The sequence below is a fragment of the Streptomyces spectabilis genome (genome assembly GCF_008704795.1).
GTDB classification, from domain to species: domain Bacteria; phylum Actinomycetota; class Actinomycetes; order Streptomycetales; family Streptomycetaceae; genus Streptomyces; species Streptomyces spectabilis.
In genome coordinates this window covers 2,002,613-2,018,226 of record NZ_CP023690.1, presented here as the reverse complement: position 1 = coordinate 2,018,226, position 15,614 = coordinate 2,002,613, and the positions used below count along the sequence as shown (strand labels likewise).

Sequence of the window (15,614 nt, the reverse complement as noted above, 5' to 3'; positions counted from 1 at the left end):
GACAGGGAAGCACCGTCATGACTGAGTCCTCCGCCCCGCCCGCGCTCCCGGTCACCTTCCGGCCCGGACGCACCCGCGCCGTCCTGCTCGCCGCCGCGGCCGCCATCTTCGCGGTCCTGGTGGTGATCGCGGTGATCCTGCCCGACCTCAACCCGGGCGAGCGCGTCAGCTTCGTCTTCACCGGAGCACTGCTCTCCGGTGCGCTCGTGCTGCTCAGCAGGCCCAAGGTGATCGCCGACGAGTCCGGCGTGACCGTCGTCAACATCGCCACCCGGCGCCGTCTCGCCTGGGCCGAGATCGTCCAGGTCAATCTGCGCCCCGGGGACCCCTGGGTGTTCCTCAACCTCACCGACGGCACCAGCCTGCCGGCCCTCGGCATCCAGCCGGGCATCGCCAAGCAGCAGGCCATCAGCGACGCCCGGGCGCTGCGCGCCCTCGCCGACGCGCGTTCGGGCAGCGAGCACGGCTGACCCCGGCGGGGGGTCTTGATTAACCTGGTGGCGGGGTCGGCCCGGTGTGCCGCCCCGCCCCTGCCGGGCCCGCGGCCCCCAGGGGCTCCTGCTACCCGAGGAGTGACTCCCTCCGGCGATGGACGGATCGTCCTGTAGTACCTGCGCCGCCCCCTCCCGACATACCGGGACCCGCGCACCGGGCGAGGCGGCGGCATCATGACCATCCCCCTGCTGCTCCTCGGAGCGGCCTTCCTGCTGATCCTCGCCAACGGCTTCTTCGTCGCTGCCGAGTTCGGCCTCGTCACCGTCGAGCGACCCGATGCCGAGAAGGCGGCGGCCGACGGCGACCGCCGCGCCCGCAGGGTCGTGAGCTCCCTGAAGGAGCTGTCCTTCCAGCTGTCGGGCACACAGCTCGGCATCACCCTCACCTCCCTCGTCGTCGGCATGCTCGCCGAACCGGCCCTCGCGCACCTGCTCGCGGGCCCGTTCACCTCCGTGGGTCTGCCCGAAGCGGCGGTTCCCGGCGTGTCCGTGGCCGTCGGCATGCTCCTCGCGTCCGCCGTGCAGATGGTGATCGGCGAACTCGTGCCGAAGAACTGGGCGGTGTCGAGGCCGCTCCAGGTGGCCCGCTTCGTGGCGGGGCCGCAGCACGTCTTCGCACGGCTGTTCCGGCCGGTGATCGCCGCCCTGAACGCCGTGGCCAACCGGCTCGTCCGCGCCCTCGGCGTCGAGCCCACCGAGGAGCTGGCCTCCGCCCGCACCCCCGGCGAACTGGTGTCGCTCGCCCGGCACTCGGCCCGCGCCGGGGCCCTGGAGCAGGACACCGCCGACCTGTTCGTGCGCACCCTCTCGCTCGGCGAGCTCACCGCGCAGCACGTGCTGACGCCGCGCGTGAAGGTCAGCGCGCTGCAGTCGTCCGCGACCGCCGAGGACGTGGTCAACCTGACCCGCGCCACCGGTCTGTCCCGCTTCCCGGTCTACCGCGAGCGGATCGACGAGATCGTCGGCGTGGTCCACCTCAAGGACGCCCTCGCCGTGCCCGGGCACGCACGCCTTCGCACGCCCGTGAGCCGCATCGCCAAGGCGCCGCTGCTCGTCCCCGAGACGCTGCCCGTGCAGCCCCTCCTGGAGCGGCTCCGCAGCGAGCAGCCGATGGCCGTCGTCGTCGACGAGTACGGCGGCACGGCGGGCGTCGTCACCCTGGAGGACATCGTCGAGGAGCTCGTCGGCGAGGTCCGCGACGAGCACGACCGCCAGGACCTGCCCGAGCTCGCCGCGGCTCCGCCCGAGGACGGCCGCCCGGCCTGGGACGCCGACGGCGGCTGCCGCGTCGACACGCTCCAGCGCATAGGACTCGACGTCCCCGAGGGGCCGTACGAGACGGTGGCCGGGCTCGTCGCCGATCTGCTCGGGCGCATCCCGGCGCCCGGCGACCGGGCCGAGCTGCCGGGCTGGCGGCTCGCGGTGCGCCAGGTCGGGCACTACCGCGCCGAGCGCGTACGGCTCGTACGGACCGCGGGCACGCGGGCGGGCGGCGACCCGGCGACCGCCGCCGCGGGGGAAAGGGCCGTCGCGGAGGCGGTGGTATGAGCGCCCTCCAGCTCCTCCTCGCCCTCCTGCTCGTGCTCGCCAACGGCTTCTTCGTGGGGGCCGAGTTCGCGCTCGTCTCCGTGCGCCGCAGCCAGATCGAGCCGCTCGGCACGGCCCGGGCCCGCCAGGTCCTGTACGGCCTCGAACACCTGCCGCAGATGATGGCCGCCGCCCAGTTCGGCATCACCGTCTGCTCGTTGACGCTCGGCGCGGTCGCCGAGCCGACGGTGGCGCACCTCCTGGAGCCGCTGTTCGAGGCGGCCCATCTGCCGGAGAGCGTGATCCACCCCCTCGGGTACGTGATCGCGCTCGCGGTGGTCGTCTTCCTGCACCTCGTCATCGGCGAGATGGTCCCGAAGAACCTCGCGATGGCGGCGCCGGAGCGGACCGCGCTCTGGCTCAGTCCGGGCCTGGTCGCCTTCGCCCGGCTGTGCCGCCCGGTGACGGCCGCGCTCGGCGCCTGCGCCCGGGTGATCCTGCGGCTGTTCCGGGTCGAGCCCAAGGACGAGGTCGAGGCGGTCTTCACCAGCGTGCAGCTGGGCCGTCTGGTCGAGGACGCGGGCCAGGCGGGCCTGCTCGACCCGCAGGAGCAGGAGCGCCTGGAGGACGCCCTCGAACTGGGCTCGCGCCCGGTCACCGACGTCCTGCTCGACAGCGCGTCCCTGGTCACCGTCGGCCCGTCGGTCACCCCCGACCAGGTCGTCGACCTCACCGCCCGCACCGGCTACTCCCGCTTCCCGGTCCGCGCGGAGAGCGGTGCCTTCATGGGCTATCTGCACGTCAAGGACGTCCTCGACCTGGAGGACACCGACCGTGCGGTGCCGCAGCACGTCTGGCACCAGATGACGACGCTGCGGGCCGAACTGCCCCTGGACGACGCCCTGTCGGTGATGCGGCACGCCGCGACCCACCTGGCGCAGGTCGCCGACGCCTCCGGCCGGATCCTCGGTCTCGTGGCCCTGGAGGACGTCCTGGAGCTCCTGGTCGGCGAGGTCAGGGACCCGGCCCACCGGGTGACGGTGCCACGGGCGACACGGGGGAAGGAACTGGTGCGCTGACCGATCAGCGCCGGACGGGCATGTCCAGCCCGTCCGGCGCTTGAGGACGAGCGCGCGGCGCGACAGCCTGTCCGGGCGGCCCCCGGCCTCACGCCCGCCCGAGGCCGGCGTCGCGGGCCCGCACGATGGCCGTGGCGCGGTCCGCGACCTGGAGCTTCACAAAGATCGCCGAGACGTGGTTGCTGATGGTCTTCGGCGCCAGCTGGAGCCTGCGGGCGATCGCCGGATTGGCCATGCCCGCGGCGATCAGGTCGAGCACCTCCAGCTCGCGCGCCGTCAGTTCCGGGAACGGCGAGCGCGCCGCGGCGTCCCGCGGCCGGGCCATCCACTCGGCCACGCGGCGGGCGATGCGCGGCCCGAAGATGGCCTCTCCCGCGGCCACGCAGCGGACCGCGCGCACGATCTCGTCCTGCGCCGCGCCCTTGAGGATGTAGCCGCGGGCGCCCGCCCGCATCGCCGCGAACACCGACTCGTCGTCCTCGAACATCGTCAGGACGAGCACCGCCGTGTCCGGGGCGGACGCGAGCACTTCCCGGGTCGCGCTGACCCCGTCGAGGTCCGGCATCTCCAGGTCGATGACGAGCACCAGGGGCCGGTGGAGCAGCGTCTCGCGCACGGCGTCACGGCCGCCCGACGCCTCGCCGACCACTCTGATGCCGTCGATGGACCCGAGCAGTGCCCGCAGGCCCCCGCGGACCACGGGGTGGTCGTCGGCCAGGACCACGGTGAGCTCACTGGAATCGGCGGGCGTCGTCAAGGCGCGGCTCCCAACGGCGGCGGTGCGTCCTGCCATGCCTACCCATCGTTCCGGACGGCGGACCCTCCGTCCTGGGCGCGGGCACCCGTATCGGCCGGGAGGACTTCCCGGTACGGGAAGGAGTGCGGGCCCTGACCCGAAGGACCCGCCCGAGACCATGCTGAGCCTGGAAACGGGGGGCAGCCGGGCCCGTGCCAACGGGCCCGGCCGGCCGAGAAGCCCCGCAAAGCCGATGACCAGGCCCCGGAACGGAGGCACACCCGATGCGCCGGACACCTCCCCGCGGGGCACCGCCCTTGAGCCCGCCGGTCTGCATGTGCGCGGCCCGGCACGTGCTCGTTCCCGCGAGCCCGCACCCCAAGGACAAGGAGAACGGCAATGCGCGACACACTCAAGGCAGTTGGCGTGGCGACCCTTGCCGCGGCGGCCCTCTGCGCCGGTCTCGCCGGGACGACAGCGGCGGCCGCGGCGGGGGGAGGTGGTGCCGTCACGAGGGTGGTGGCGGCGGGTGAGTACGTCCACCAGGCGTGGACCGGGATCCTGTACGGCTGACGGAATCAGGGACCTCAGCCGTACAGCGCCGCGCTGGTGCTAGTCGGACCGCAACGGGAGGACGGCACTCACCTCCCCGCCCTCCGGCCCGGGTCGGCACCGGCACCAGCCGGCGAGCTCGGCGGCCCGCTCCGCCATCGTGGACAGACCGACACCGGCCTGCCACGGCAGGGCGGACGGGCCGCCGTTGTCGGTGACCTCGATGCGCAGCGCGTCGTCGACCCGCACCCGGACCAGGGCGTGGTCGGCCCGCGAGTGCCGGGCGGCGTTCGTCAGCGCCTCGGTCGCGATCCGGTACGCCGCGACCTCGACCGCGGCCGGCAGCTGGGGGAGCCTGCCGGGCGCGTCGATGGTGATGGCGAGCGGCGCGCCGCCGACGCGGTGGCTCAGCCGCTCGGCCTGCCGGGCGAGGGCGGCGACGAGCCCCAGCTCGTCGAGCGCGGGCGGCCGCAGCCCCTCGACGAGACGGCGGATCTCGTCGATGGCGCCGCTCGCGTGCCCGCGCAGCTGGTCCAGGAGGAGCTCGGCCGTGGCCGGGTCGGAGCGGACCAGGTTGCGCGCCGCGTCGGCGGTGAAGGCGAGGCCGGTGAGGGTGGGGCCGAGCCCGTCGTGCAGATCGCGGCGCAGCCGTCTGCGCTCCTCCTCGCGGGCCGAGACCAGGCGCTCGCGCGAGGACTGGAGCTGCTCGGACAGGACGGTCGCGCGCACCGCGACCCCCAGCGGCACCACCAGGACCTGCAGGGTGCGCAGGTCCTCCGCGTCGAGCCGGGCCTGCCCCCTGCGGGTGCCCACGACCAGCTCGGCCGCCTTGGTGCCGGGCGCGGGCAGCGGCACCATCGCGCAGCCGGGCGGCGGGGTGCCGGAGGCCGCCACCGCCCGCCCTTCCAGGTGGAAGGCGGCGTACGGCACGCGCAGCGCGTCGCGGACCGCGAGGAGCAGTCCGTCCAGGCCGGTCTCGTCGGTGAGCCGGGCGCCGAGCCGGTTGAGCGCGCGCACCGGGTCGCTCCGGTCGCCGTAGAGGAGCCGGTCGATGCCGTGCTGGAGCACGCCGCGCACGGGGTGGAAGGCGATCGCGACGGCGATGGCGACCAGGGCGGCGCCGCCGATGTGGAAGGTCTCCCGCAGCACCCGGTCGAGGAAGAGCACCACGGCCGTGTAGACGCCGAGCACCCCGAGGGACAGCGTCATGTACAGCAGGGCGCGGGAGACCACCCACTGGATGTCGAGGACCTGCGGGCACAGGATCGCGACCGCCATGGCGATCGGCTGGGCGGTGATGAGGACCTGGAGCGCCTCCGCGTTCATGCCGAGCGGCCACCAGGGCACCGCGCAGAGCACCGCGAGCATCAGCCACAGCATCTGGCGGCGCAGCCGCTCGTCGCCCCAGCGGTAGCGCACTATCAGGGCGGCGAGGTCGATGAGCATGGGCACGAAGATGCCCAGGAGGTCGGTCTGCGCCCGGTACGGTTCGAGCGGCGGCCAGCTGAGGTCCCGCAGATACCCCGAGGGACCGCCGAGCGCGTACGGCTCCGGCGTCGTCACGCTCCACAGCCAGAACAGGCCCCCGAGGGCGGCGGTGCCCCAGGCCACCGGCCGCCAGCGCGGGCCCGGCAGGCTCCCGGTGGGGAAGAACAGCAGCGCGAGGGGCACGAAGAGCCGCAGGCCGAGCGGCCAGAAGGCGAGCGCGAGGGTCACCAGGACGCGGAGCGTCGCCGGGTCCCAGTCCGCGTGCAGGCCGAGGGCGAGGAGGCCGAGGCTCAGGACGGTCCCGGCGTGCGCCGCGCCGCCGCCGAGCAGGAGCCAGCCGATGGGGTTGCGAGGGCGGCGCCAGGCCACGGCGACCCCGCAGACCGCGAAGACGAGGGACAGGGTGGTGTCCGTCACGACGAAGCTGTCGACGGCGAGCTGGAAGCCGAGCCCGCAGGCGATCCACAGGGCCACACCGGTGCCGGTGGCCGTCGTGACGGCGGCGAAGAATCCCCATGCCAGCCAGGTGGTCATCGTCGCGCACCCCCACCGTGTCCGCGCGCCCTTGTGGTCAGGGTCGCGGACTTCTGGCCACGGCTGGGACGACCGGGCGGCAAATGCCTCTAAGGGATGACAGGCGGGGCCGTTCCGCGCGGCGGAACGGTCATCCCGTACCGCCCGGGCCCGTGGGGCCCCGGCCCGAGAGGACCTCGCCGTACGCCTGCATCAGATCGGGCAGGCGCAGCGTGGCCAGGTCGGTGCGGGTCGGCTCGCCCGGATAGCCGGAGAGCCGCAGGTCGCGATAGGCGCAGCTCTTCTCGTAGAGCGTGCGCAGGAACCTTCCGTTGCCCAGCTCGTCGATCCAGGACTGGTCGACCACGTGTCCGCTGATGGACCGCAGCTCGTCGAGGGCCTCCTCGTCCCAGGCGTCGCCGTTCTCCCCGGCGAGCACCTCGCCGATCGCGGTGAGTTCGAGCGGGCGGTACGAGGGGAAGTCGACGCGGGTGGTGAAGCGCGAGGACAGGCCGGGGTTGGCGGCGAGCAGGCGGTCCATGCCCTCCGGATAGCCGGCGAGGATCACCACGAGGTGGTCGCGGTTGTCCTCGGCCCGCTTCAGGAGGACCTGCAGCGCCTCGTCGCCGTACGCGTCGCCCTTGCCGTAGCCGGAGTTGGACAGGGCGTAGGCCTCGTCGACGAAGAGGACGCCGCCGATGGCGGAGTCGATGAGCTCGTTGGCCTTGACGGCCGTCTGGCCCAGGTACTCACCGACCAGGTCCGCGCGCTGGGCCTCCACGAGGTGGTCGCCGCCCAGCAGGCCGAGCGCGTAGAAGACCCGGCCGAGGATGCGGGCCACGGTCGTCTTGCCGGTGCCGGAGGGCCCGGAGAAGACGAAGTGTCGTTTCGGCGGCTGCACCGGCAGGCCCTGGGCCGCCCGCAGACGGGCCATGTTGAGCTGCGCCGACAGCGCCTTGACCTGCCGCTTGACGGGTTCGAGCCCGACCATGCGCTCCAGCTCGGCGATGGCCTGGGCGAGCAGCGCCGGATCGGTGGGCCCCGGCGGCAGCTGCGGCGGCGGGGGCTTGACGGGGATGATCGCCTTCTCGCGCACGGCGTCGGGGGCGGGCGGGTCCGCGGGCCCCGTGCCCGGGGGCAGCTCGGGCTCGGTGACCTTCAGATCGCGGCCCTCGGCGCCGAACAGCGCGTCCACGCCGTCGGGTCCGTCGAGCACGTCCTGGCCGAGCCCGGCGAGGGTGACGGCGGCGAGGTCGGTGCCGTCGTCGAAGCCGTCGCTCTCGGCGATGGCCGCGAGCCGCGCGGAGGTGTCCATGAAGGCCGGGTCGACCCGGTGCACCGCGCGGTACAGCGGCAGGGCGGCGGCGGACCGGCCGGTGCCCTCGTGCGCGCGGGCCAGCCAGTAGCGCAGCTCCTTGCGCTGCGGCTGCTCGCTGCGGCAGCGCATCAGGGCGGCGGAGAGCAGCGGCTCCGCCTGGCCGTACATGTCGAGCCGGACCCGGGCCATGCCGCCGAACAGGCCCGCCTCGATGCCGAGCATCGCGTCGTCGATCAGCGGGTCGGTGTGCCGCACCAGCTGCTCCCAGTCCTTGACCAGGTAGGCGCGGCAGGCGTGCAGAAAGCGCACCTGGCTGTCGGTGTCGACGGGCGGAAGGCCCGCGAGGGCCCGGTCGAGCTCCGGGACGTGCCGGCCGTCCAGCCAGTGCGAGGCGTGCGCGAGCAGCAGGTCGCGGACGGACTCCAGGACGGGCTGGACCCACCAGCCGAGCCAGTACCAGGAGTTGAGGGTGCGGCCGTGCCGGGTGCGCTGCTCGCCGAAGCGGTCCCGGTGCTGGTACATCCGCAGCAACGCCGTCGTGGTGTCGACGCGCAGCGCGTGCAGTCCGAGCCAGCCGTCGGCCATGCCCGGGTCGATGCGCACCGCGGCCCGGAACTCCTCCTCCGCCTGCGGATAGGCGCCCATCGTGTAGGCGTCGACCCCCCGCAGCCAGGCGAGGTCGGCCGGGGCGGCCCGGCCCTGCGTGCCGAAGTCCATCACGTCCCCCACAAGCCGTGCCCCCGTGTGTGTGCCACCGGGCCGGTGCCCGTCGGCGACCGATCTGAACCGCCGTGCTGCGGACGGGAGTTGACCCGGTGCGCGAAGCCGCCGTCCGTTCGGCCGTACCGAGAGGCATCGTACCTGCGGAGAGGTGCCCGGCCGTAGGGTGCGGGGGCGCGGGATCGGGCGCGGAAGGCGCGGTCGTCGCCGGGGTGGGAGCGGGTGCGTTGGTGACCCAGCGTGAGCGAATGGCGGCTCGTGGCGCCTGCGGAACGGGGCCTCAGGACAGAACGAAGCCCCCGATCACGGGGGAACAACCGGGGGCTTCGCGTATGGGGGCGGCCCGAAAGGCCGCTCCTTGAGAACGTAAGTCCTGTAAGGCCCCTCGGTCAAGCAGAGTTGGGCCACTCACGGAAACTGGCCACGTGGTCGGAAACGGACTTTCCAAAGTTTCAGCGCGCTGCCGACGGGCCTTCACCCTGAGTGACGATTTGGGCGTCCGCTGCCGTCCCGGCGGGCCCCGTCAGCACCTCGTACCCCTGGGGCAACTCCCGTACCAGAAGCTCCGCGTACGGCCGGGACGGGTCTTCGGCGAAATGACGCCGTTCGGCGCCTTCCCAGCCGTCCCAGAAGTCGCGCTGCTCCGGTCCGTCCCGGTGGCGCCCGCGGGCCCAGGACGCGGCCCGCGGCAGCTCCATCCACAGCAGTCGCGCCAGAAACGGGCGTAGCACGTGACGGCCCGCGCCGACACCCTCGATGAGGACGACAGGGGCGGCGGGCAGGGGGCGGCTTGCCGGACCGAAGCGGCGCGCGTGCCAGTCGTACGCCTCGTAGTGCGCCGCTCGGCCCCGGGACAGGGGGGTGATGACCTGGTGCCGCAGCCGGTCGGTCCAGTCGAAGAGCGCCTCGTGGCTCGCGATGTCGTCGAGCCTGAGCACCGGGGCGCCGCCGAGCGCGTCGGCGAGCCGTGCGGCGAACGTCGACTTGCCCGAGCCCGCGTGCCCGTCGACGGCGACCAGCCGGACCGGGCCGCAGGACGGGGGGAGCGCGGACAGCGCACGGGCGAGGCGCGGGAGAGGCGTGGGGCGCCGGGTCATTGTCATCATCCACCAGCCTAGGCCCCCGCTCCGATTTCCGAACAGTTGCGCGGTTCAGCGTGGCGTCGCAGGTCATACCAGTGGTAGAGGCCAATATTGGTGGGTGCCGCCGAAGTCCGTTCCCTGGCAGAAACCGCCATCGAACGGCCATAGTTGGCGCACTGTCGTGCACCTGACGAGTCTCGTCCGGGCCTCGCCCCGGCGGGCTTCGTCCCGGCGGGCCCCGCTCCGGGGCCCGTCACCCGATGCGTCCGGCTGCCGCCGGAACCCACGTCGACTGGGGGTTCCCCGTCCATGGACCGAGCTGAAGACATGTCCCGCAGAAGACTCCTCACCGCCGCCGCGGGCGCCGCGGCCGCCGTTTCCGTCGCGGCCGCCGCGACCCCGGCGGGCGCCGCCACCGCCCGCCGCCGCCCGCCCCGCGCCGACCGTCCGGTGGACAACCGCGCCTGGACCTCGCGCAAGGACTGGAACACGGGCACCGGAGCGGGCACCCGCGTCGCGGGCAGGGCCCGCCCCGGCGTCGAGATCGACGAGCCCCTGGGCACCACGGACTACGCCGACCCGCACACCGGCAGGACGAGCACCTGGGAGTACGCCCGCTGGACCGGCCCCGTGCACCGCTCCACCGTGCCCGGCACGGAGGTCATCGCCTCCTGGAACGCCCGCACGCCCAGCGGCACCTGGATCCAGGTCGAGCTGGAGGGCACCTACTCCGACGGCACCAGGACGCCGTGGTACGTCCTCGGCCGCTGGGCCTCGGGCGACGACCGGCAGGACCCGGCGGCCCCGGTCATACGGCGCACCTCGGTCGACGGCCAGGAGGACGGCAGGTCGACCGTGTGGACGGACACGCTGTCCCTCGACGACCCCACGACCGGCCTGCGGCTCGTCTCGTACCGGCTGCGGCTGACCCTCTACCGCGAGCCCGGGACCGCGCTCACCCCCACGGTGTGGCGGCTCGGCGCGATGACCTCGGACGTGCCCGACCGCTTCACGGTGCCCGCGTCCGAGCCGGGGCGCGCCGGGGAGCTGGCGGTGCCGCGCTACTCGCAGGAGATCCACAAGGGCCAGTACCCGGAGTACGACAACGGCGGCGAGGCCTGGTGCAGCCCCACCTCGTCCCAGATGATCCTGGAGTACTGGGGCCGCGGGCCCACGGCCGCGGACCTGGCCTGGGTCGACCCCTCCTTCGCCGATCCGCAGGTGTGCCACGCGGCGCGCTTCACCTACGACTACCAGTACGGCGGCTGCGGGAACTGGCCGTTCAACGCCGCCTACGCCGCGACGTACCGGGACATGCAGGGCGTCGTCACCCGGCTCGGGTCGCTCACCGACCTGGAGACGCTGATCGCCGCCGGGATCCCCGCCATAACGTCGCAGTCGTTCCTGAAGGAGGAGCTGACCGGCGCGGGCTACGGCACCGCGGGCCACCTGATGACGGTCGTCGGCTTCACGGACACCGGTGACGTGATCGCCAACGACCCGGCGTCGCCCAGCAACGCCGCGGTGCGGCGCGTCTACCGGCGGCGCGAGTGGGAGAACATCTGGCTGCGGACCAAGCGCAAGAACGCGCAGGGCAAGGTCGTCTCCGGCACGGGCGGCGTCTGCTATCTGTACTTCCCGCTGCGCCCGACGACCGCGCAGGTGCGGGCGCTCGCCGCGGTGGGCGTGCGCTGACGGCTCCGGGGAGCCCGCGGGGAGGTCCCGCCCAGGGCGCGGGACCTCCGTGCGGGACCTCCGTGGCCGCGGCGGGCGGTCAGGTCGCCGGGTCCACCACCCAGTCCGGGTGGCCGGGCATCGGCGGGGTCTTCGCCCCGTACAGCCACGGCTTGAGGAAGCCCTCCAGATCCTGGCCCGTGACCCGCGAGGCGAGGTCGACGTAGTCCTGGGTGCTCGCGGCCTTCCCGCGGTACTGGGTGACCCAGGCCCGCTCGATCTTCTGGAAGGCGGCGTCGCCCACGTGCTCGCGCAGCGCGTACAGGACGAGCGCCGAGCCGTCGTAGCGCATGCGCTTGAAGAGGTTGGGCTCGGTGGGCTCGGCGGGCGCGCCGAAGTCCTTGCGCCACTGGTCGTGCGCCTTGTACGCGGCCTTCATCGCCGCCTCGAAGCTGTCGCCGCCGTGGGCCTGTGAGTACAGCCGCTCGTAGAAGCGGGCGTGGCCCTCGCTGACCCACAGGTCGGACCAGCTCTTGAGCGCGACGCTGTCGCCGAACCACTGGTGGGTCAGCTCGTGCACCAGGTTCCGCTCGGCGTCGACCTGGGTGCCGAGCAGATCGGCCTTGGGGACGAGCGAGAGGGTCTGGGTCTCCAGGGCGACCCCGAGGTCGGTGTCGCCGACGAGGATGCCGTAGCGGTTGAAGGGGTAGGGCCCGAGCCTCTCCTGGAGCCAGGCCAGGTGGTCGGCGGTGAGCTCGCGGTACTTCGCGGTCGGCTCGACGAGGGCGTCCGGCACCACGTCGCGGATCGGCAGGCCGCCCGGGCCCGTCCGGTCGTCGAGGGTGAACTTGCCGACGGCCAGCTGCACCAGCTGCGTGGACAGCGGCTGCTCGGAGTCGTACGTCCAGCGCACCCGGTCGCCCGGCCCGGCGCTCTTGTCGACCAGCTTGCCGTTGGCGACGGCCGTCAGGTCCTTCGGCGTGGTGATGCGGAAGGTGATGGGCGCGCGCTGGCTGGGGTGGTCGTTGGCGGGGAAGATCAGCCGGGCGCCGTTGGGCTGGGGGTAGACCACCGTGCCGTCGGGCGTGGGGATCCAGCCGTAGTCCTCGATGGCGTCGTCGCGGTGGCGGACCTGGGTGGGGTCGGCGGTGTAGGTCACCTTCACCGTGAAGGAACGGCCCTTGGGGAGCGGCGACTTGGGCGTGACGGTCAGCTCGTCGCCGGCGCGCGCCGTGCCCGCGGCCTTGCCGTCGACGGTGACCGCGTGCAGGGTGTTGCCGCCGAAGTCGAGGTTGAAGCGGGACAGGGCCTGGGTGGCGGTGGCCTTGATCGTCGCCGTGGCCTCGAACGGCGTCCTGGGCGCCTGCCAGTCGAAGTCCAGGAGGTAGCGGTCGACCTTGTAGCCGCCGTTGCCGTCGAGCGGGAACATCGGGTCGCCGAGCCCCGGGGCGCCGGGGGAGGGCTTGGCCTCCGCGGTCGAGCCGGAGGTGGCGTACGAGACCGGTCCGGTGAGGGCGGCCGCCACGGTCACGGCTGCCGCCAGGGCGAGCCGCGCTCCGCGGCGGGGCGTCGGGAACGTACTCATCGGAAACCCTTCGGTCGATGGTGCGCGGACGTACGCCGTCTTAGACGCACGGCAGGGGGTCCGAGTTGTGGGGTGACCAACGTCTCGCCCGATACGAGTGATTTCGCTGGCATGGTGGAGGGGGCAGTGGGAGGGGCCGCTGCCGGCCAGTGGGGGGAAGCCACTGCCGGACGACGTAATCGAGAGTTGCCATGACCGCGAGCTCCGCCACCGCCACCGTTCTCCAGGCCCGTGAGGGGCTCCGGGCCCGCACCGGCGGCCCCGACGAGGACGGCCCCAAGCTCCTGGAACACGTCCTCGGCTGGACGCTCGTCGTGCTGCTCGCGATGCTCGTCACGCAGACCGGTCTGATGTGACCCCGGTCATGCCCGCGGTGGTGTCGTCCAGGCCCGCGCGCCAGTGCCGGTGGGGCACGCCCACCAGGTCGTAGAGCAGTCGTACGGGCGAGCGCCGGGGCAGCAGGACGAGGCCCGCGAGCACCGCGAACAGCGGCAGGCCCAGCCAGGCGCCGAGCAGCCGCACCAGCGCGCTCGCGGTGACCGCGCCGAGGAGCGGCAGGCCGTGGACGCCGGCCGCGGCGATCGCCACGGCGAGGACGCGGTGCACCTTGCGGTCCTCGTCGGCGCCGGGCAGGGACCAGCCCTCCATCAGCCAGCCGATCTCCGTGATCAGCATGGTGCCGATGACGGCCGCGCCGAAGACGAGCAGCGCGAGGAACGTGCCGGAGGTCAGGAAGTCCAGGGCGTTGTTCACCACGCCGTCCTGCGGCCAGTCGGCCCAGTCGCGCGCCCCGGGCGAGAGGAACCGCTCGTACCCGCTGCCGTCCCAGCCGTGCACCAGGACGCCGAACAGCAGGAAGTAGCCGCCCACGCACTGCAGGTAGGCCCAGTAGCCCGCGCCCACGAGCACCAGGACCTGCGCCGCGAGGAACCCGAGGACGGCGCCCACCGGGATGCCGCCCGCGTAGAGCAGGACGAAGCCCGCCCACACCCCGTCATGGCCTCCGGCGACGTGCATGGTCGCCCAGGACGGGTTCTGCCACAGCAGGAAGAGCCCCGTCGGCACCATGAGCACGGCCGCGAAGAGCAGGGTGAGCGCCAGATAGGGGTTGGCGGCCCGGCTGCGGGTGCGCGGGCCCTCGCCCGCGTTGATCCGCTCCCACACCTGGAGCTGGCGCCCCGCGGCGAGCGCGAAGGTCGCGCCCACCGCGTACGCCCAGAACAGCGCTGCCTGGATCTGGATCACGATGACCTCTCGGATGACCTCTCAGGGGTGCGCCCGTGACCTCAGGGGTGCGCCCGCAGACTGAGTCCGCCCGCGGTGATCACGTCCGAGGTGACCAGGGCCTGCTCGGCGCTCACGTCGGTCATGAAGACGAACGGCGGCACCAGCGGCGGCACGGGCAGCCGGTCGGGCGTGAAGGTCAGGCACAGCAGGCCCTGGATGCAGCCTTTGAACTTGGTGAGATAGAGCGTGACCTTGCCGTTCAGGTCCAAGGTGTCGGCGCCCAGGGCCAGTTCGCGGCTCCCGTCGCGGGTGCGCAGCCGGTAGTCGGTGAGCGAGGCCGCGTTCATGCGCAGCTCCATCACCTTCAGCGGCCCGTCGGCGGTGGGGATGTCGCGCACGCCCGCCACGATGAAGCCCTTCGGCGCGAACAGCGTCGTCGTGACGGTCGGCGGCGTCCGCGCCGCCACGACGGCCCCGTCACCGGGCGCCCGCGGGGCCGCGAGTGCCCCGCCCGCGGGCTCGGCCTTCGCCGGGGCGGCGCCCCACAACGCCGCCCCGGCGAGGGCCACCGGAAGCAGGACGGCGAGGGTCCGCGTGCCCTGTCCGTCGCGGATCCCGGGCCGCCGTGCCTCCTCCTGGCCGTCCTCGGGCACCGGCGTCCACCCGAAGCCCATCGCGCTGCCCACGATGCCGAGCAGCATCCCGACCAGGAAGCCGCCGAGGTTGGTCGCCGCGAACGACAGGACCGACAGGATCAGCGCGTTGACGGACACGTAGTGGTGCGCCTGCGGCAGCAGCCACAGGAAAAGACCGGCGACCATCAGCGCGATCCCGATGCCGATCGCGGCGATCCCGCCGAGCCCGAGGCTCACCAGGACCGTCAGCGGCGACAGCGGCACGACCAGGAGTTCCGCGCCGCCCAGGAGGAGCAGGAGCCCGCCCCAGAACGGCCGGGTGCGCCGCCACCTGCGCACCGTCCGGCGCAGCTCCCTGAGCGGAAGGCGCTCGTCGAGCCAGCCGCCCCGGCGCGGTGCGCCGGGCCCGCTCAGAAGCACTTCTTGCCGTCCAGGCTGACGTCCACCCGCATGCCCTTGAGGCGGAAGTTGCCGCCGGTCGCCGACCAGGCGTGCGACTTGACCCCGGACACCTCGATGTCCCCGGCCTGGAGGCCGAACTTGCCCTTCTCGCCCTTGACCCCGGGCACCTCGTCGAGCGTGGAGGCGTCCCTGCCGATCTCGGCGGTGCCGAAGCGGGCGTCGCCGACGAGGTCCTCGGCATCGATGATCAGGTTGCTCGCGGTGACCTTGCCCGCGTCGCCGCCCGCCGTCAGCTTGAACACCACGGTGCCCAGGGGCGTCTTGACCGAGGCGGCCTGACAGATGTCGGACAGCGTCGCGTCGCCGATGCCGAGCAGCGCCACGGGGTGGCCCTTGCCGTCGACGCTCCGGTCGGTCTCCACATAGCTGGCCAGGCCCTGGCTCGTCAGCTTGCCCGACGAGACCTGGAAGCTGGTGCCGGAGACCGCGAAGGACGCGGCGAGCGCGCCCTCCGCCATGATCGACGCCATCGCGCCCACCGCGACGAACGCGGGCAGCGCGATGACGGCCGTCTTCTTCCAG

Annotated in this window: 14 protein-coding genes; 6 read left to right on the top strand and 8 right to left on the bottom strand. The window is 73.5% G+C overall.

Annotation, left to right across the window (positions count from 1 at the left end; all coding sequences use genetic code 11):
• The first annotated feature begins 17 nt into the window (after positions 1 to 17).
• From CP982_RS08490 to CP982_RS08480, 3 genes are all read left to right on the top strand, one after another.
• On the top strand, positions 18 to 470 hold the full coding sequence (locus tag CP982_RS08490) for a PH domain-containing protein (protein WP_150509957.1): 453 nt from the start codon (positions 18 to 20) through the stop codon (positions 468 to 470).
• A 198-nt stretch (positions 471 to 668) separates the two neighbouring features.
• Positions 669 to 2,042: a hemolysin family protein gene (locus tag CP982_RS08485; protein ID WP_150509956.1), complete on the top strand. Its 1,374-nt coding sequence runs from the start codon at positions 669 to 671 to the stop codon at positions 2,040 to 2,042.
• Complete coding sequence (locus CP982_RS08480) at positions 2,039 to 3,100, top strand: hemolysin family protein (RefSeq protein ID WP_150509955.1); 1,062 nt, start codon at positions 2,039 to 2,041, stop codon at positions 3,098 to 3,100. The genes CP982_RS08485 and CP982_RS08480 overlap by 4 nt, the downstream gene beginning before the upstream one ends.
• Positions 3,101 to 3,188: 88 nt before the next feature.
• Here CP982_RS08480 and CP982_RS08475 read toward each other — a convergent pair whose 3' ends face one another.
• Positions 3,189 to 3,893, bottom strand: coding sequence for a response regulator (locus CP982_RS08475; protein ID WP_051854841.1), 705 nt, complete (start codon positions 3,891 to 3,893; stop codon positions 3,189 to 3,191).
• Positions 3,894 to 4,235: 342 nt separating this feature from the next.
• On the opposite strand from CP982_RS08475, the gene CP982_RS41625 reads away from it, so the two are divergent.
• On the top strand, positions 4,236 to 4,409 hold the full coding sequence (locus CP982_RS41625) for a hypothetical protein (RefSeq protein WP_170316393.1): 174 nt from the start codon (positions 4,236 to 4,238) through the stop codon (positions 4,407 to 4,409).
• 39 nt (positions 4,410 to 4,448) lie between these two features.
• Here CP982_RS41625 and CP982_RS08470 read toward each other — a convergent pair whose 3' ends face one another.
• From CP982_RS08470 to CP982_RS08460, 3 genes are all read right to left on the bottom strand, one after another.
• Complete coding sequence (locus tag CP982_RS08470) at positions 4,449 to 6,410, bottom strand: sensor histidine kinase (RefSeq protein WP_150509954.1); 1,962 nt, start codon at positions 6,408 to 6,410, stop codon at positions 4,449 to 4,451.
• 130 nt (positions 6,411 to 6,540) lie between these two features.
• Complete coding sequence (locus tag CP982_RS08465; protein WP_150509953.1) at positions 6,541 to 8,424, bottom strand: AAA family ATPase; 1,884 nt, start codon at positions 8,422 to 8,424, stop codon at positions 6,541 to 6,543.
• A gap of 455 nt (positions 8,425 to 8,879) precedes the next feature.
• Positions 8,880 to 9,530, bottom strand: coding sequence for a uridine kinase family protein (locus CP982_RS08460; RefSeq protein ID WP_150515382.1), 651 nt, complete (start codon positions 9,528 to 9,530; stop codon positions 8,880 to 8,882).
• Between the two features lie 288 nt (positions 9,531 to 9,818).
• Between CP982_RS08460 and CP982_RS08455 the strand changes: the two genes are divergently transcribed.
• Positions 9,819 to 11,204 (top strand): C39 family peptidase, encoded by a 1,386-nt coding sequence (locus tag CP982_RS08455; protein WP_150509952.1) that lies wholly within the window; start codon positions 9,819 to 9,821, stop codon positions 11,202 to 11,204.
• Positions 11,205 to 11,283: 79 nt separating this feature from the next.
• Here CP982_RS08455 and CP982_RS08450 read toward each other — a convergent pair whose 3' ends face one another.
• Complete coding sequence (locus CP982_RS08450; RefSeq protein ID WP_184925417.1) at positions 11,284 to 12,768, bottom strand: M1 family metallopeptidase; 1,485 nt, start codon at positions 12,766 to 12,768, stop codon at positions 11,284 to 11,286.
• 191 nt (positions 12,769 to 12,959) lie between these two features.
• Here CP982_RS08450 and CP982_RS08445 point away from each other — a divergent pair, with 191 nt between their 5' ends.
• Positions 12,960 to 13,124: an SCO1431 family membrane protein gene (locus CP982_RS08445; protein WP_150509951.1), complete on the top strand. Its 165-nt coding sequence runs from the start codon at positions 12,960 to 12,962 to the stop codon at positions 13,122 to 13,124.
• On the opposite strand, the gene CP982_RS08440 is transcribed toward CP982_RS08445, so the two are convergent.
• Genes CP982_RS08440 through CP982_RS08430 form a run of 3 tightly spaced genes read right to left on the bottom strand, consistent with a single transcriptional unit; the run spans position 13,102 to position 15,562 of the window.
• Positions 13,102 to 14,013: a hypothetical protein gene (locus tag CP982_RS08440; RefSeq protein WP_150509950.1), complete on the bottom strand. Its 912-nt coding sequence runs from the start codon at positions 14,011 to 14,013 to the stop codon at positions 13,102 to 13,104. The genes CP982_RS08445 and CP982_RS08440 overlap by 23 nt on opposite strands.
• A 41-nt stretch (positions 14,014 to 14,054) precedes the next feature.
• Positions 14,055 to 15,050: a DUF6114 domain-containing protein gene (locus tag CP982_RS08435; RefSeq protein WP_184925414.1), complete on the bottom strand. Its 996-nt coding sequence runs from the start codon at positions 15,048 to 15,050 to the stop codon at positions 14,055 to 14,057.
• On the bottom strand, positions 15,041 to 15,562 hold the full coding sequence (locus CP982_RS08430) for a DUF6230 family protein (protein ID WP_221515444.1): 522 nt from the start codon (positions 15,560 to 15,562) through the stop codon (positions 15,041 to 15,043). Before CP982_RS08430 ends, CP982_RS08435 begins: the two co-directional genes overlap by 10 nt.
• Between the last annotated feature and the right edge of the window lie 52 nt (positions 15,563 to 15,614).

Coding starts and splice junctions, on each gene's coding strand:
- CP982_RS08465 (WP_150509953.1), bottom strand. CDS start 8,424: ATGGACTTCGGCACGCAGGGCCGGGCCGCCCCGGCCGACCTCGCCTGG.
- CP982_RS08460 (WP_150515382.1), bottom strand. CDS start 9,530: ATGACAATGACCCGGCGCCCCACGCCTCTCCCGCGCCTCGCCCGTGCG.
- CP982_RS08485 (WP_150509956.1), top strand. CDS start 669: ATGACCATCCCCCTGCTGCTCCTCGGAGCGGCCTTCCTGCTGATCCTC.
- CP982_RS08490 (WP_150509957.1), top strand. CDS start 18: ATGACTGAGTCCTCCGCCCCGCCCGCGCTCCCGGTCACCTTCCGGCCC.
- CP982_RS41625 (WP_170316393.1), top strand. CDS start 4,236: ATGCGCGACACACTCAAGGCAGTTGGCGTGGCGACCCTTGCCGCGGCG.
- CP982_RS08455 (WP_150509952.1), top strand. CDS start 9,819: ATGGACCGAGCTGAAGACATGTCCCGCAGAAGACTCCTCACCGCCGCC.
- CP982_RS08450 (WP_184925417.1), bottom strand. CDS start 12,768: ATGAGTACGTTCCCGACGCCCCGCCGCGGAGCGCGGCTCGCCCTGGCG.
- CP982_RS08475 (WP_051854841.1), bottom strand. CDS start 3,893: ATGGCAGGACGCACCGCCGCCGTTGGGAGCCGCGCCTTGACGACGCCC.
- CP982_RS08480 (WP_150509955.1), top strand. CDS start 2,039: ATGAGCGCCCTCCAGCTCCTCCTCGCCCTCCTGCTCGTGCTCGCCAAC.
- CP982_RS08470 (WP_150509954.1), bottom strand. CDS start 6,410: ATGACCACCTGGCTGGCATGGGGATTCTTCGCCGCCGTCACGACGGCC.
- CP982_RS08430 (WP_221515444.1), bottom strand. CDS start 15,562: ATGGCGTCGATCATGGCGGAGGGCGCGCTCGCCGCGTCCTTCGCGGTC.
- CP982_RS08445 (WP_150509951.1), top strand. CDS start 12,960: ATGACCGCGAGCTCCGCCACCGCCACCGTTCTCCAGGCCCGTGAGGGG.